Source organism: Rhodococcus kronopolitis, from assembly GCF_042654025.1.
GTDB lineage: Bacteria > Actinomycetota > Actinomycetes > Mycobacteriales > Mycobacteriaceae > Rhodococcus_G > Rhodococcus_G kronopolitis.
In genome coordinates, this window is sequence record NZ_JBHSFO010000008.1 from 1 (window position 1) to 15,795 (window position 15,795).

A 15,795-nucleotide genomic window follows, 5' to 3' on the forward strand; every position below is an offset into this window, starting at 1 on the left:
CTGCCTGACCCGCAGGCACAGGCCCCACACCGTCACCCAGCGAAGACCTGCACCACCCACAACCGGACCGGTTGCGGCCGAGACACACTCGGCCGCAACCGGTCTGGCGTGGTTTGGTTCCGGCGCTACCGACGGGTGCGCCACCGACAGGACGCCGCACAGACAGAAGGGCGGTGGTGCCGACCGGCACCACCGCCCCTCCCCACCCTCGACCTACAGTCGCGTCACGGACAACGCGCCGTCGTGGTAGTCCGAGCGGATCCGCTTCTTGTCGAACTTTCCGACGCTGGTCTTCGGCACCTCCTGGACCACGGCCCAGTTCTCCGGCAGCTGCCACTTGGCAACCTTGTCGGCGAGGAACGCCTGCACGTCGGCGACGGTGGCGTCGCTGCCCTCGCGGAACACGACGGCCACCAACGGCCGCTCGTCCCACTTCTCGTCCGGCACCCCGACCACCGCCGCCTCGGCCACCGCCGGGTGACCCATCACCGCATTCTCGAGGTCCACCGACGAGATCCACTCACCACCGGACTTGATGATGTCCTTGGTGCGGTCGGACAGCGCCAGGTACCCGTCCGAGGTGATGGTGCCGACGTCGCCGGTCCGCAGCCAGCCGTCGTCGAACTTGTCCGCGGCGTCCACGCCGTAGTACGACGCGGTGATCCACGGCCCCCGCACCTGGAGCTCACCGATGCTCGCGCCGTCGTTCGGCACCACCTTGCCCTCATCGTCGACCAGGCGCGCCTGCACCGAGGCCGGGAAACGACCCTGGCTGTACCGGTACTTCCACATCTCCTCGCCGGTGGCGTCGAGGGGCGGCCGCGCCACCGAGCCCAGCGGCGAGGTCTCGGTCATGCCCCACGCGTGCAGGACCGACACGTTGTGCTCGTCCTCGAAGGCATGCATCAGCGCCGGCGGCACCGCGGCACCGCCGATCAGCACCTCCCGCATCGAGGAGATGTCCTGCGGGTGCTGCTCGAGGTAGAGGTGCAGCCCCTGCCAGATGGTGGGCACCGCGGCCGCGAAGGTCGGGCGCTCGGCTGCGATGAACTCGGCCAGCGGAGCCGGCTGCAGGAACCGGTCCGGCATGAGCAGCGAGGCGCCGATCATGAACGCGGCGTACGGCAGTCCCCAGGACATCGCGTGGAACTGTGGGACCACGGCCAGCGCCCGGTCGCCCTGGCGCAGGTTCGGTCCGTCGCTCATGCAGACCTGCATCGAGTGCAGGTAGATCGAGCGGTGCGAGTACACGACACCCTTCGGGTCACCCGTGGTGCCCGAGGTGTAACACATCGCGGCGGCGCTGTGCTCGTCCACCTCTGGCCAGTCGAACTCCTCCGGCTGGTCGGTGATCAGGGCCTCGTAGGCGTGCACCTGCACCCCGGCGGGCGCCTCGAGACCCGCGGTCGACGGGCCCGTGACGATCACGTGCTTGACGGTGGTGAGCTGGGGCAGCTGCGGGGCGAGCAGCGGGATCAACGACGGGTCCACGATGATCACGTGGTCCTCCGCGTGGTTGGCCACGTGCACCAACTGCTCGGGGAACAACCGGATGTTGAGGGTGTGCAGCACCGCGCCCATCGAGGGCACCGTCAGGTACGCCTCGAGGTGCTCGGAGTTGTTCCACATGAACGTGGCCACCCGCTCGTCTCCGGTGACACCGAGTCCGCGCAGCGCGTGAGCCAGGGCCGCGCACCGGCGGCCGACCTGCGCGTAGCTCACCCGGCGCGGGCCCGAATCGGTCCAGGTCACGACCTCGGCGTCGCCGTGCACCGTGCTGCCGTGCCGAAGCAGGTGGGCGATGGACAGGGGTGCGTCTTGCATCGTGCTCAGCATGGGCTGCTCCTGTGTGGCGTGCTACATGACATGTCGTATGCGTGGAGGGTAGGCCACCACACTGTGACGGGCGACACTGCCCGGCGCCGCGACCCGGTCGCCCCCTCCCCTCCGATGAGTTGACGGATTCCCCCCGGTCACCCCACCCCGGTGTTAGCGTTTCCATACCAATCGGTAGCAAAGCGTTGGGACTGAGCAGATGGCACGCAACCTCGAGGCGGACCTGACCGGACGACGGGTTCTGATCACCGGCGCCGCCCGCGGCATCGGCGCCGGCCTCGCCCGCCGACTCCACGAGCGCGGCGCCCGGGTGGCGCTGCTGGGCCTCGAACCCGAACTCCTCGAACAGGTCGCCACCGCGAGCGGGCGGGCCCCGTGGCGGCACTGCGACGTGAGCGACCAGCGGCAGGTCGAGGACGCAGTCGAGCACCTCGCGGAGCGTCTCGGCGGGCTGGACGTCGTGGTCGCCAACGCCGGCGTCGGCGCCCCGCTCAGCCTGGTCGACGGCGACCCCGAGATCATGCGACGCGCCGTCGAAGTCAACCTGATGGGCACCTACTTCACGCTCCGCGCGGCCGGCCCGCACATCGGTCACGCCGCCGGCTACGCCCTGGTGGTCGCGTCGACGCCCACGGCCAACCGGCTCCCGCTGCGCGGCGCCTTCTCCGCGACCCGGGCCGGCGTCGAGGCCCTGGGCCACGCATTCCGCCTCGAGATGCGACCGCTCGGGACCCGGGTCGGCATCGCCCACCTCGGCGAGATCGACACCGACCGGACGGAGATCTCGTTCGACGGCGCGGTCGCCGGCGGCGGCTCCGGCACCGTCGGATCGCCCGTCTCCGTGGTGATCGACGCATTCGAACGGGGCATCGCGGCCCGCAAGACTCGCATCTACGCGCCACGACGCGTCCCCGGGGCCACCTCCGTGCGTATGCTCGCGCACCAGGCAACCCATCTCGTCCCCGCCAGGGCGCGATCGGCACACGAAGGGGCACTGTGACAATCGACGCTGGGACACCGAACTCCGAACCACCGAGCGAATCACCGGCTTCCGAGACCGAAGGGACACCGACGACCGTGCAGCCGCGAATCACACCGGGTCGCCTCCGGGAACTTGGCCCCGTCAACTGGGTGATCTGGCGGGTGCTGACCCTCGCCTCCGGCACCGCGGACGCGAAGATCTTCAGCACGCTCGGCCGCACCAAGGGCCTGTTCCGTGGCTGGCTGCACTACTCCGGCCGACTGATGCCCGGCGGCCGGATCTCCCGGCACGAGACCGAACTGGTGATCCTGCGGGTGGCGCACCTGCGCGAGTGCCAGTACGAGCTGGACCACCACATCCGACTCGGCCGCCGCGCGGGCGTGACCGAAGAGATCCTCGACCGGGTCCTCACCGGACCCGGGGCGACGGGCTGGGAGCCGCGGCACCGGGCACTGATGACCGCGGTCGACGAACTGGTGGCCACCAAGAACCTCGGCGACGCCACCTGGTCCGCACTGGCCGCGCACTACGACGACCGTCGGATGATCGAGTTCTGCCTGCTGGTCACCCAGTACGACGGCCTGGCCACCACCATCGGGACGCTGCGGATCGAGAGCGATCACTGAGAGGTCTTACTAACTCACGCTTTACGGCGTGCAATCTGGGTGAAACACCCTCTCCCTAGCGTATACATGCATGTCCACAAGGGTGAATGCATCGCAGGCCGAGTATTCCTTCGACACGCTTCTCGTCGCCAACCGGGGCGAAATCGCCTGCCGGATAATGAGGTCCGCTCACGCTCTCGGACTCAAGACCGTCGCGGTGTACTCGGACGCCGATTCCGCCGCCGCGCACGTCGCGATGGCCGACGTCGCGGTACGGCTCGGGCCTGCACCTGCCGCCGAGTCCTACCTGCGGGCCGATGCCGTCATCGAGGCGGCCCTGGCTACCGGCGCCGGTGCGATCCACCCCGGCTACGGATTCCTGTCCGAGAACGACGAATTCGCCCAGGCCGCCGAGCGGGCCGGCATCGCCTTCGTCGGACCCACCCCGCACCAGCTGCGGGTGTTCGGCAACAAGCACACCGCACGGGAGGCGGCCCGAGCGGTGGGGGTGCCGCTCGTCCCGGGTAGCGGACTGCTCGAATCGGTGTCCGAGGCCCTCGCGACCGCCTCGGACATCGGCTACCCCGTCATGCTCAAGGCCGTCGGCGGGGGCGGCGGCATCGGGATGCAGGCCTGCCACGACGCCGCCGAACTGCGCACCGCGTACGAGCGCGTGCAACGCCTGGCGCAGGCCCACTTCTCCTCCAGCGGAGTGTTTCTCGAGAGATTCGTGGCGGACGCGCGCCACATCGAGGTGCAGGTGTTCGGCGACGGACTGGGCCGCACCCTCAGCCTGGGCACCCGGGACTGCTCGCTGCAGCGTCGCAACCAGAAGGTGGTGGAGGAGGCGCCGGCGCCGGGGCTGCCCGACCACCTCGTCGAGCAGCTGCTCAGCTCGTCCCGGCGGCTGGCCTCGTCGGTCGACTACCGTTCGGCCGGCACCGTCGAGTTCGTCTACGACGTCGCCCGCGGCGAGGCCTCCTTCCTGGAGATGAACACCCGGCTGCAGGTCGAGCACCCGGTCACCGAGGAGGTCACCGGCGTCGACCTGGTGGCCTGGATGCTGCGGCTCGCGCGCGGCGACCGCTCGATGCTCGACGGGCTCGACGACTCCGGCCCGGCGATCACCGGCTGCGCGGTCGAGGCCCGCGTGTACGCGGAGGATCCCGGCCACGACTACCGGCCCAGCGCGGGCCTGCTGACCAGCGTCGAGTTCCCCGCCCACACCCGTGTCGAGACCTGGGTGGACACCGGCACCGAGGTCAGCGCGCACTACGACCCCCTCCTCGCGAAGGTGATCACCAGCTCACCGACCCGCTCCGGGGCCTTCGCCGCACTCGGCGCGGCACTGGCCGAGACGCACATGTTCGGGATCCAGACCAACCTGCCGCAGCTGCGCCGGATCTGCACGCACCCACCGGTTCTGGATGCAACTCACACCACCGCGTCGCTCGCCGGACTCCGCCCGACCGGGCTGCGCGCGGATGTGCTGCGAGCCGGGACCATGACGACCGTGCAGGACCATCCCGGCCGGATCGGACTGTGGGAAGTGGGCATCCCGCCGTCCGGCCCGATGGACGACCTCTCCTTCCAACTGGCCAACACCGCCGTCGGGAACCCCGCGGGCGCACCGGGCCTCGAGTGCACCCTCCTCGGGCCGGCTCTCGAGTTCTCCGACGAGACGATCGTGTGCATCACCGGCGCCGACGCCCCGGTGACCGTCGACGGCATGAGCGTGCCGATGTGGGTGCCGGTGACGGTGCCCGCGGGCGCCGTCCTGGACGTCGGGACGCCGACCGACACCGGCCTGCGGACCTATGTCGCTATTCGCGGCGGCATCAACACGCCGCTCTTCCACGGCAGCGCGTCCACCTTCACCCTCGGCGGCTTCGGCGGTGTCACCGGCAAGGCGGTCTCCACCGGGGACGTCCTCGGACTGTTCGAGGACGCCACGGGAATGCCTGAACCACAACCTGTTCCGGCCGCCAGCAGGCCAACCCTCACCCACACCTGGCACCTCGCGGTGACGGAGGGCCCGCAGCCGGCGCCGTCGTACTTCACCGAGTCCGACATGACCCAGTTCTACGAGACCACCTGGCGGGTGCAGACACACGCCAACCGCACCGGGATCCGTCTCGACGGACCCAAGCCCACCTGGTCGCGAACGGACGGCGGCGGGGCCGGCCTGCACCCCTCGAACCTGCATGACAACCCGTACAGCGTCGGCGCCCTCAACGTCTCCGGGGACACCCCGATCCTGCTCGGCCCCGACGGGCCAAGCCTCGGCGGTTTCGCCTGCCCACTCACCGTCACGCGCGCGCACCGTTGGAAGCTCGGCCAGATCCGACCCGGCGACGAGGTCCGCTTCGTTCCGGTCACCGATGCCGGCGCGGCCGCACTCCGCGGGTCCGATTCCGTACGGGCGCTGGACCTTCCGCCGGCCGCGCTGCGCACCGTCGTCAGCGACGGCGGTGTGCTCGGCCGCTCGCCGCGGCTACCGGACCGGCCGGAGGTGGCATACCTGCGCGGCGGGGACGACAACATCCTGGTCGAGTACGGCGCGATGGAACTCGACCTCGGCCTGCGGATGCGGGTTCACGTGCTCGCGACCGAGCTGACCCGGCAACGACTCCCGGGCCTGATCGACATCACGCCGGGAGTGCGGTCCCTGCACCTGCACTTCGACCCGGACGTGCTGCCTGCGTACCGACTGCTCGGCCTGCTGCAGGACATCGAGCACTCGTTGCCGCTGACCGGCGACCTCGTGGTCCCCAGCAGGACGGTCCGGTTGCCGCTCTCCTTCGACGACCCGTCCATCGCCGAGGCCATCGACCGGTACCGCAGCGGTGTCCGCGACGAGGCGCCATGGCTGCCGTCGAACACCGAGTTCATCCGACGGGTCAACGGCCTCGACAGTGTCGAGCAGGTCCGCGACGCCGTGTTCGACGCGCAGTACCTGGTCCTCGGCCTCGGCGACGTGTACCTCGGTGCGCCGCTGGCGGTTCCGCTCGACCCACGGCACCGGCTGGTGACCACGAAGTACAACCCGGCCCGCACCTGGACCCCGTCCGACGCGGTCGGGATCGGCGGCAAGTACCTCTGCGTCTACGGCATGGAGTCGCCCGGCGGCTACCAGCTGATCGGGCGGACCGTGCCGATCTGGTCGGGCTACCGGCAGCACCCGCCGTTCGAGCAGGACATGCCGTGGCTGTTCCGGTTCTTCGACCGCATCGTGTGGGAGCCGGTGAGCCCGGAGCAGTTGACGGAGTACCGCGCGCAGGCGGCATCCGGGCGCTTCGACGCCGAGGTCGCCGACGGCACCTTCGCGTTCGCGGACCACCTGAGGTTCCTGGAGGCGAACGCGGAGTCCATCGAGGCCTTCGAGGTCCGCCAGTCCGCGGCGTTCGAGGCCGAGAAGGCCGCCTGGCGCGCGGCGGGCGAGTTCGACCGGGTGGAACTCGCGCCCGCACCGGAGCCTGCCGGCACCGAGATCGCCGACCTGCCGCCTGGCGCGGTGGTGCTCGAGGCCCCCATGGTCGGCAGCGTCTGGCGGGTGGAGGTCGAGCCGGGGATGCGGGTCGAGTCGGGGCGGTGCGCGCTGGTGCTCGAGGCGATGAAGCTGGAGCTGCCGGTCCCCTGCCCCGCGTCGGGGACGGTCCTGAAGGTCCTGGTCGCACCCGGCGACAAGGTCGCGCCGGGCACGCCGCTCGCGGTGATCGAACCGGACTAGCCGCGAACCCGGCACACCCGGGGCGAACGTCAGCCCTGGCAGATCCGGCGGACGGCCTCGCGCACCACCTCACGACGGTGCGCGAGGCCTGCCTCGTCGAGGCCGTCGTTGCCGTCGGCGCACGGCGCCACCAGCCAGCCGAAGACGATGCCGAACATCATGGTGACCAGTTCCGCCGGGTCCCAGCGGGCGTCGACGATGCCGTCCGACTGCGCCCGCCGGATCGCGCCGATTCGGCGTTCCCAACTCGGGTGCGACTCCGCCAGTTCCCGCATCCGGATCGACTCGCCCTGCAGTTGGCCCCAGATCATCATTCGCTGGATGTCGGGCTTGGCCAGCATGTCGTCGAACAGCGCGACCGCCTGGTCCGGCAGGTCGGCGCCGTCGAACGAGAGCCGCTCCATGGCCTCGGCGAAGTTGGTGTCGAGCACCGCGTGGAACAGGGCCACCTTGTCGCCGAAGTACGCGTAGAGGCGTTCCTTGCTGGCCTTCGCCGCCGACGCGATGCGGTCGATGCGCGCGCCTGCCAACCCGTAGGCGCCGAACTCGGCGACCGCCGCGTCGAGGATCCGCTGTTTCGTTGCACTCACATCCGGGGCTGCCATGGTGACGACCATAACCGAACGAACTATTTCGTTTGACTCGACCGGGACGACTCGGTAGTTTCGGGCCGGTCGTCCGTGCGATCGCCGTGGCGTGTAACCGCCAACCCAGAGGGAATCCCCCGTGACCACCACCTCCACCGTCGAGAGCGCCGCCGGGCCGGCCTCCGAGAACCCCAACCACGAGCGGCGCTGGCTGGTGCTCTGCATCGTCGCGTTCGCGCAACTGATGGTGGTGCTCGACGGCACCATCGTCTCGATCGCGCTGCCCGCCGCGCAGGCCGACCTCGGCATCAGCGACCTCGACCGGGCCTGGGTGGTCACGTCGTATGCGCTCGCCTTCGGCGCCCTGCTGCTGCTCGGCGGTCGGATCGCCGACTACTGGGGGCGCAAGCGCTCGTTCATCGTCGGCATGGCCGGGTTCGCGGTCGCGTCGGCCATCGGCGGCTTCGCCCAGAACGGCATCGAACTGTTCGTCGCCCGCGCCGGCCAGGGCGTCTTCGCTGCGTTGCTCGCCCCCGCTGCCCTGTCGATCCTGACCACCACCTTCATCGGCGAGAAGGAGCGCGCCAAGGCATTTGCCGTCTACGGCGCAATTTCCGGCGGCGGCGCGGCCATCGGCCTGCTGCTCGGCGGGGTCCTGACGCAGTACGTGGACTGGCGCTGGTGCCTGCTGGTGAACATCCCGATCGCCCTGTTCGCGATCGCCGTCACCGTGCCCATCGTCAAGGAGACCAAGGCGCACGGCGACACCAGCTACGACCTGCCCGGCGCCGTCCTGATCGCCCTCGGCCTCGGCTCGCTGGTCTACGGCTTCACCCGCGCCGAGCACGGCTGGGCCGAGACCGACACCGTCGCGTTCATCGCGCTGGGACTGGCCTTCCTCGCGCTCTTCGTACTGGTGGAGCGCCGTACGAGCAATCCGCTGCTGCCGCTGAGCATTCCGTGGCATCGCGACCGGGGCGCGGCCCTGATCGGCTCGATGCTGGTCGGCGCGGCCCTGCTCGGCGGCACCCTGTACCTGACCTTCTACCTGCAGATCGTGCTCGGATTCAGCCCCGTCATGTCGGGTGTCGGCTCCCTCCCGATGGCGTTCTTCATCGTGATCGCGTCCACCGTCGCGGCGCAGCTGTCCACCCGGATCGGGCCGAAACCGCTGATGGTGACCGGACCCGTGGTCGCCGCGGTGGGCCTGCTGCTGCTGACGCAGATCGACGTGCACAGCTCGTACTGGACCCACGTGTTCCCCGGCCTGGCGATCTTCGGCCTGGGGCTCGGCCTGCTGATGGTGCCGATGCAGAACCTGGCACTGATCGGCGTCCCGAACCACGACGCCGGCGCCGCGAGCGCCCTGGTCAACGCCACCATGCAGGTGGGCGGCGCACTCGGCACCGCGCTGTTCACCACGATCTACGCGTCGGCGAAGGCCTCGTTTGCCACCGAGCACGCGGCCCCCGTTCCGCCCGCGGGCGTACCGGACTCCATGGTCCCGACCGACCTGGCGAATGCCGCCCTCCCGGACCCCGGTCAGATCGCCCTGCTGCCGCAGCCGGTGCGGGACTTCATCGAGTCGCTGACGGACCACTTCTTCGGGGCCGAGGTGTCGGGCTACGCGGCCGTCTTCGGCTGGGCGGCGGTCCTGATGGCCGTCGTCACCCCGGTGGTGCTGGTGCTGGTCCGCGCCAAGAAAGGCGACGTCCCCACCGAGGGCGCCGTCCACATGGGCTGACCCGGGTCGTCCGACGGCCGTCCTGCGTGCGCCACCACACGCAGGACGGCCGTGGATTACGGTGACTCGTTCTCCCGGGTTCCCGCGAGTGACGGTATGACCCGCCATGCAATGACGGCCGCCATCGCCAGCAGCGCCGCCGAGGTGACGGATGTCCATTGCATGGCGTGCACGAACGCAAGTTTCGCTTCGTGGAGCAAGTCTGAATCGGGCGGAAGAACGTTGACCGCAGATGCGAGTGAATCCGAGACCTTGTCGGCTGCTGCAGCGGGCAACGAATCCGTATTCACCTCCGCGCGGTACAGCGTCGTGAGCAGACTGCCCAACAGCGCGATTCCCAGTGCGACGCCGAGTTCGTACGCGGTCTCGGACACCGCCGATGCCGACCCCGCCTTGTCTGGCGGAACCGCAGTCATCACGGCATCCGTGGTGAGCGTGAAGGCCAGGCCCACACCTAGCCCCACCAATACGAGGGCAATGGCGATCCAGAGGTACTGGACCGAATCGCTTGTCACCGCAATGCCGACCATTCCAGTCGCGGCAAGTGCCAGTCCGCCACCGATGACGTAGCCTCGCCCGAACGTGAGAACGAGGCTGCCCGCGATACCCACGACGGCAACCGAGGCGAGAGTGACCGGGAGTTCCCGAAGACCTGCCTCCAACGGCCCGTACCCCCGCACCAACTGCAGGTATTGCGAGAAGAAGAACAGCAGCCCGCTGAATGCCAGGACCGATACAAAGGTTGCGGTCACCGCACCGGCGAAGGCCGGATGTCGGAACAGCGATACGTCGATCAGCGGCGAAGACGAATACTGCTGCCTACGAATGAAGATCCAGCCTGCAGTGATTCCCACCGCGAGCGCTGCCACAGGCACCCATGAGCCCCCGCCACCGACTGCCGATTTGACGGCATATACCAAGGCAACGATGGCAACCATGGACAGCGCCGCGCTGAACAGGTCGAATGTTCCCGGGTTGGGATCACGAGACTCGGGAATCAGCACGTACCCGAACCCGATCAGCACGATGATCACGGGGATGTTGATGATGAACACCGATCCCCACCAGAAATGCTCCAGCAAGAAGCCTCCCACGAGTGGACCGATGGCGGCGCCGCCAGACGCTGCCGCCGCCCACACCGCGATCGCGGTAGTCCGCTGACGTGCGTTCTCGAACATGTTCCGGATGATCGACAACGTCGACGGCATCAAGGTCGCGCCGGCAACGCCGAGCAGGAAACGAGCAGCGATCAACCAACCCGCAGTGGGCGCGAACGCCGCCAACAGCGAGGCCAAGCCGAATCCCGCTGCACCGATGAGAAGTAGCCGTTTCCTGCCGACACGATCAGCGAGCGTACCCATCGTGACCAGTAGTCCCGCCAGGGCGAGGGAGTAGATGTCACCGATCCAGAGAAGCTCGTTCGCTGTCGGTTCCAGATCTGCGCTCAGGGCCGGTACGGCCAGCGACAGGACGGTGCCGTCCACGGCGAGCATCACCACCGCGAGAACGAGAACCGACAGGGCCGCCCATTCGCGACGTCCTGCGCGTGGCGGAACCGGGAGCGTGCCGTGGCCGCGACCGTCCGGGGGCATGACGAAACGGTACTACTCGGACCCCGAGATCACCGGACGACGAACCCGGAACGCGAACGGCCCCGCTCCCAACAGGGAGCGGGGCCGTTCGGGTGTCGACGCAGGTGCCTAGAAGTTGATCATGTGTCCGGCGAGGCCGTGGATGGCCTCCTGCAGCGCCTCACTGAGCGTGGGGTGCGTGTGGACGTTGCGGGCGAGCTCGTTGACCGTCAGGTCCCACTTCTGGGCCAGGGTCAGCTCGGGCAGCAGTTCGGAGACGTCGGGGCCGATCAGGTGGCCGCCGAGCAACTCGCCGTGCGTCTTGTCGGCAATCAGCTTGACGAATCCGGTCGGGTCACCGAGGCCGTGTGCCTTGCCGTTGGCGGCGAACGGGAAGTTCGCGACCTTGATGTCGTAGCCCTCCGCCCTCGCCTGCTCCTCGGTCAGGCCGAAGGACGCGACCTGCGGCTGGCAGAACGTCGCCCGCGGCATCATTCGGTAGTCACCGAGCGTCTGGGTCTCGGCGCCACCGATGGTCTCGGCGGCGACGACGGCCTGCGCCTCCGCGACGTGAGCCAGCTGCAGCTTGGCGGTGACGTCGCCGATGGCGAAGATGTGCGGGACGTTGGTGCGCATGTAGTCGTCGATCGCGATGGCGCCGCGGTCGGTGAGCGCGACACCGGTGTTCTCGAGGCCGTAGCCCTCGACGCGGGGCGCGAAGCCGACGGACTGCAGGACCTTGTCGACGACGACGGTCTCGATGTCGCCGGACTTGTTGTCCTTGATCGTGACGGTGACCTTGCTGCCGTCGTCACTGATGGACTGCACGGCGGCACCGGTCTTGACGGTGACGCCGAGCTTCTTGTACTGCTTGGCGATCTCCTTGGAGACGTCCGCGTCCTCGTTGGGCAGGGCCCGGTCGAGGAACTCGACGATCGTCACGTCGACGCCGTAGTTCTTGAGGACGTAGCCGAACTCCATGCCGATGGCGCCGGCACCGACGATGAGGATGGACCCGGGCAGCTCCCGCGTCATGATCTGCTCTTCGTAGGTCACCACGTTGGCGCTCAGCGAGGTGCCCGGCAGCAGCTTGGTGTAGGAACCGGTGGCGATGATCGCGTTGTCGAACGTGATCGTCTCGGTGCCGCCGTTGCTCAGCGCCACGCTGATCGTGTTGGCGTCGACGAACGTGCCCCTGCCGTCGTACTCGGGGATCTTGTTCTTCTTCATCAAGAAGTGGATGCCCTTGACTCGCCCGTCCGCCACCTTGCGGCTGCGGTCGAAGGCGGAGCCGAAGTCGAAGGACACCTCCCCGGACATGCCGAACGTCTTCGCCTCTTTTGTAAAGATGTGCGCGAGTTCGGCATTTCGGAGCAGCGCCTTTGACGGGATGCAGCCCACATTCAGGCAGACACCGCCCCAGTACTTCTCTTCGATGATGGCGGTGCTCAGGCCCAGCTGTGCCGCGCGGATAGCAGCGACGTACCCACCGGGACCGGCACCGAGGACAACGACGTCATAGTGTGAGGTCACGAGACACCAGGGTAGTCCCGTCCCGATCCGGTGTCCCGGCATGGTCTCCTTACTCGTCGGTAGCCCACACCTGGGACGCGACGCGGGCGAAGTTGCCGCCGTACACGGCCTCGATCGCGGGCTCGTCGAACCCCCGCTCGCGCAGCACCCGGTCCAGGGTCAGGGTGTCCTCCGGCGGCACCCACTGCAGCGGCCCCCACGCGGTGTACGCCTCGGAGAACGACTCCGAATGGCCGGTGATCTCGTCGAGGAAGTCCGCAGCGTCGAACGAGTAGTCGGACCCGATGCCGACGTGTTCGACGCCGACCAGGTCAACGGCCTCCTCGATGTGGTCGGCCATCGCGGACAGCCGACGCGCGTGGTCGGCCGGGCCGTTGACGCCGAGGAAGATGCCGACGCCGTTGATCCCGATCACGCCGCCGGTCTCGGCGCACGCGCGGGCCTGCTCGTCGGTGATGTTGCGGGGGTGCTCCCACAGCCGGCGCAGGTTGGAGTGGCTGTAGATCATCGGACGCGTCGTGGTCTCGGCCAGGTCCAGCCCGGTCCGGACCGAGCAGTGCGAGCCGTCGACCATCATCCCGACCGCGTTCATCTCGCGGACCAGGTCGCGGCCGTATCCACTCAGTCCGGTGTCGGTGGCGTCGAGGCAGCCGCAGCCCGCCGCGTTGGCGTGGTTGTAGGTGGGCAGCATCGAGCGCACCCCCAGCCGGTAGAAGTGCGCGAGGTTGGCCGGGTCGCCGCCCAGGGGGTTGGAATCCTCGAGGTCGAAGGCCAGCGCGATCCCGCCGCCTGCGCGCACGGCGTGCACGTCGGCGAGGGTGGCGATCGGCTCGACCGCGTCGCACGCCCGCGCCTGGTCCCGGAAGCTCTCGGCGATGCCGGTCGCCTCGGCGAGCGACTGCGGCGCGTACCCCACGTTGACAGAGAGGTAGCTGCCCGCCGGCCGGCGGTACCGCAGCAACTCCGCGATCGAGGCGCTCGGCTGCAGCGGCAGGCAGCAGTGCTGCTCCCAGAGTGGATAGCTCGGCGCGCTCATTCGCCGAACGCTAGTCGATCGCCGGGACTGCAAGAATGTCCGACATGACCGACCCGTATCTCTGGCTCGAGGATGTCACCGGCGACGCCGCCCTGGACTGGGTGCGCGCCCGCAACGCCCGCACCGTCGCCGAATTCGCCGACGACGCCGAGTTCGCCGGGCTGCGGGAACGGATCCGGGCGGTGCTCGACACCGACGCCCGGATCCCGTACGTCCGCCGCCGCGGCGAGTTCCTCTACAACTTCTGGCGCGACGGCACGCACGTGCGGGGGTTGTGGCGGCGCACCACCATGGACGAGTACCGCACCGCCGCGCCGCGGTGGGACGTGCTGTGCGACCTCGACGCGCTGGCCGAGGCCGAGGGCGAGAACTGGGTGTGGACCGGTTCCCAGGTGCTGCGAACGCAGGACGCGACCGACCAGAGCCGGGCGCTGGTCAGTCTCTCGCGCGGCGGCGCCGATGCCACCGTGGTCCGCGAGTTCGACCTGGTGCGTCGCGAGTTCGTCTCTCCCGAGGCGGGCGGCTTCTTCCTGCCCGAGGCCAAGTCCGACGTCGACTGGATCGACATCGACACCGTGTTCGTGGGCACCGACACCGGCGACGGCTCCCTCACCGATTCCGGGTACCCGCGGGTGGCCGCGCGCTGGCGCCGCGGCACCCCGGTCGGCGAGGCGGCGACGGTCTACGAGGGCAAGCAGACCGACGTGGCGGTGTCCGCCTGGCACGACCGCACCCCCGGCTTCGAGCGGGACTTCGTGGACCGCGCCGTCGACTTCTACTCCTCGCAGCGATTCGAACTGCGGGGCGACGGCGAGCTGGTCCGGATCGAGACGCCCGAGGACGCCGGGCTGTCGGTGCACCGCGAGTGGCTGCTGGTCCGCACCCGCTCCTCCTGGGCCGTCGCGGACCGCGAATTCGCCCCGGGAACACTGCTGGCCGCGCGGTACGACGACTACCTGGCGGGTTCACGCGAGCTGACGGTGCTCTTCGAGCCCGACGCGCACACCTCGCTCGAGCAGTACGTCTGGACCCGGCACCACCTGCTGCTGGTGACCCTGCAGGACGTGCAGACCCGGATGCGGGTGCTCACCCCGCACCCCGACGGCTGGTCCGACGCGCCGTTCGAGGGCCTGCCCGCACTCACCGCCACCGACGTGATCGACGTCGACCCGGTCGAGAGCGACGAGTACTTCCTCAACTCCAGTGGGTACACCACGCCCGCCACGCTGCTGCACGGCTACGTCGGCGAGCCCGTCGAGTCGCTCAAGCAGGCGCCGACCTTCTTCGACGCCGAATCACTCACCGTCACACAGCACTTCGCCACGTCGGACGACGGCACGTCGGTCCCGTACTTCATGGTCCGCCGCGACGGCGCCCCGGCCGGGCCGACCCTGCTGTACGGCTACGGCGGCTTCGAGAACTCGATGGTGCCGGGCTACAGCGGCGCCCTGGGCCTGGGCTGGCTCGAGCGCGGCGGCACCTACGTGGTCGCGAACATCCGAGGCGGCGGCGAGTACGGCCCCGACTGGCACACCCAGGCACTCAAGGCCGGACGGCACAAGGCATTCGAGGACTTCGCCGCGGTCGCCCGCGACCTGGTCTCGCGCGGGGTCACCACCGCCGCGCAGCTCGGGGCGCACGGCGGCAGCAACGGCGGACTGCTGATGGGCGTCATGCTGACGCGGTACCCGGAGCTCTTCGGTGCCATCGTGTGCCAGGTGCCGCTGCTGGACATGCGCCGCTACCACCTGCTGCTGGCCGGCGCGTCCTGGATGGCGGAGTACGGCGACCCCGACGACCCGGCCGAGTGGGAGTTCATCTCGCAGTACTCGCCGTACCAGAACACCGACCCGGACCGCGCCTACCCGCCGGTCCTGATCGCCACCTCGACGCGCGACGACCGGGTGCACCCCGGCCACGCGCGGAAGATGGCCGCGCTGCTCGAGGAGCAGGGCCACCCGGTCTGGTACCACGAGAACATCGAGGGCGGGCACGGCGGCGCCGCGGACAACGCACAGCAGGCGTTCAAGTCGGCACTGACCTACGAGTTCCTGTGGCGGCAGCTGACACGCTGACACCGGGCCCGGTCGGCGGTACCGGCTGCGATCGTCTCCCCTCCGGGTGGAAGATGAAACCAGACGGCAGCCGCACCGCCGCCGGGGAGGACCGAT

The 15,795-nt window shown here is 69.4% G+C and carries 10 protein-coding genes; 5 read left to right on the forward strand and 5 right to left on the reverse strand.

What is annotated here, in order from left to right; genetic code table 11:
- Positions 1-213: 213 nt before the first annotated feature.
- Positions 214-1,836, reverse strand: coding sequence for a long-chain fatty acid--CoA ligase (locus ACFO6S_RS13900; protein ID WP_378417881.1), 1,623 nt, complete (start codon positions 1,834-1,836; stop codon positions 214-216).
- Between the two features lie 199 nt (positions 1,837-2,035).
- Between ACFO6S_RS13900 and ACFO6S_RS13905 the strand changes: the two genes are divergently transcribed.
- The 3 genes from ACFO6S_RS13905 (at position 2,036) to uca (ending at position 7,153) form a co-directional block, all read left to right on the forward strand.
- Positions 2,036-2,836, forward strand: a complete 801-nt coding sequence (locus tag ACFO6S_RS13905; protein WP_378417883.1) for an SDR family NAD(P)-dependent oxidoreductase — start codon at positions 2,036-2,038, stop codon at positions 2,834-2,836.
- Positions 2,837-2,913: 77 nt separating this feature from the next.
- A complete protein-coding gene (locus ACFO6S_RS13910; protein WP_378417884.1) occupies positions 2,914-3,444 on the forward strand; it encodes a carboxymuconolactone decarboxylase family protein in 531 nt (176 codons plus the stop codon).
- A 70-nt stretch (positions 3,445-3,514) separates the two neighbouring features.
- The gene (gene uca, locus ACFO6S_RS13915; protein WP_378417886.1) at positions 3,515-7,153 is read left to right on the forward strand and encodes an urea carboxylase; all 3,639 of its coding nucleotides are present in this window, start codon (positions 3,515-3,517) and stop codon (positions 7,151-7,153) included.
- Positions 7,154-7,182: 29 nt separating this feature from the next.
- Here the strand turns inward: uca and ACFO6S_RS13920 are convergent, their stop codons facing one another.
- Complete coding sequence (locus tag ACFO6S_RS13920; RefSeq protein WP_378417888.1) at positions 7,183-7,758, reverse strand: TetR family transcriptional regulator; 576 nt, start codon at positions 7,756-7,758, stop codon at positions 7,183-7,185.
- Between the two features lie 121 nt (positions 7,759-7,879).
- On the opposite strand from ACFO6S_RS13920, the gene ACFO6S_RS13925 reads away from it, so the two are divergent.
- Positions 7,880-9,484, forward strand: a complete 1,605-nt coding sequence (locus ACFO6S_RS13925; protein WP_378417890.1) for an MFS transporter — start codon at positions 7,880-7,882, stop codon at positions 9,482-9,484.
- A gap of 56 nt (positions 9,485-9,540) precedes the next feature.
- Here the strand turns inward: ACFO6S_RS13925 and ACFO6S_RS13930 are convergent, their stop codons facing one another.
- The 3 genes from ACFO6S_RS13930 to ACFO6S_RS13940 form a co-directional block, all read right to left on the reverse strand.
- The gene (locus ACFO6S_RS13930) at positions 9,541-11,076 is read right to left on the reverse strand and encodes an MFS transporter (RefSeq protein WP_378417892.1); all 1,536 of its coding nucleotides are present in this window, start codon (positions 11,074-11,076) and stop codon (positions 9,541-9,543) included.
- 108 nt (positions 11,077-11,184) lie between these two features.
- Complete coding sequence (gene lpdA / locus ACFO6S_RS13935) at positions 11,185-12,588, reverse strand: dihydrolipoyl dehydrogenase (protein WP_378417894.1); 1,404 nt, start codon at positions 12,586-12,588, stop codon at positions 11,185-11,187.
- A 49-nt stretch (positions 12,589-12,637) separates the two neighbouring features.
- The gene (locus tag ACFO6S_RS13940; RefSeq protein ID WP_378417896.1) at positions 12,638-13,624 is read right to left on the reverse strand and encodes a dipeptidase; all 987 of its coding nucleotides are present in this window, start codon (positions 13,622-13,624) and stop codon (positions 12,638-12,640) included.
- 44 nt (positions 13,625-13,668) lie between these two features.
- Between ACFO6S_RS13940 and ACFO6S_RS13945 the strand changes: the two genes are divergently transcribed.
- Positions 13,669-15,699, forward strand: a complete 2,031-nt coding sequence (locus ACFO6S_RS13945) for a prolyl oligopeptidase family serine peptidase (RefSeq protein ID WP_378417898.1) — start codon at positions 13,669-13,671, stop codon at positions 15,697-15,699.
- Positions 15,700-15,795 lie beyond the last annotated feature (96 nt).

What these genes read in the sequence shown, in the direction of transcription:
- ACFO6S_RS13900 (WP_378417881.1), bottom strand. Translation starts at nt 1,836, where the DNA reads ATGCTGAGCACGATGCAAGACGCACCCCTGTCCATCGCCCACCTGCTT.
- ACFO6S_RS13905 (WP_378417883.1), top strand. Translation starts at nt 2,036, where the DNA reads ATGGCACGCAACCTCGAGGCGGACCTGACCGGACGACGGGTTCTGATC.
- uca (WP_378417886.1), top strand. Translation starts at nt 3,515, where the DNA reads ATGTCCACAAGGGTGAATGCATCGCAGGCCGAGTATTCCTTCGACACG.
- ACFO6S_RS13920 (WP_378417888.1), bottom strand. Translation starts at nt 7,758, where the DNA reads ATGGCAGCCCCGGATGTGAGTGCAACGAAACAGCGGATCCTCGACGCG.
- ACFO6S_RS13930 (WP_378417892.1), bottom strand. Translation starts at nt 11,076, where the DNA reads ATGCCCCCGGACGGTCGCGGCCACGGCACGCTCCCGGTTCCGCCACGC.
- ACFO6S_RS13940 (WP_378417896.1), bottom strand. Translation starts at nt 13,624, where the DNA reads ATGAGCGCGCCGAGCTATCCACTCTGGGAGCAGCACTGCTGCCTGCCG.
- ACFO6S_RS13945 (WP_378417898.1), top strand. Translation starts at nt 13,669, where the DNA reads ATGACCGACCCGTATCTCTGGCTCGAGGATGTCACCGGCGACGCCGCC.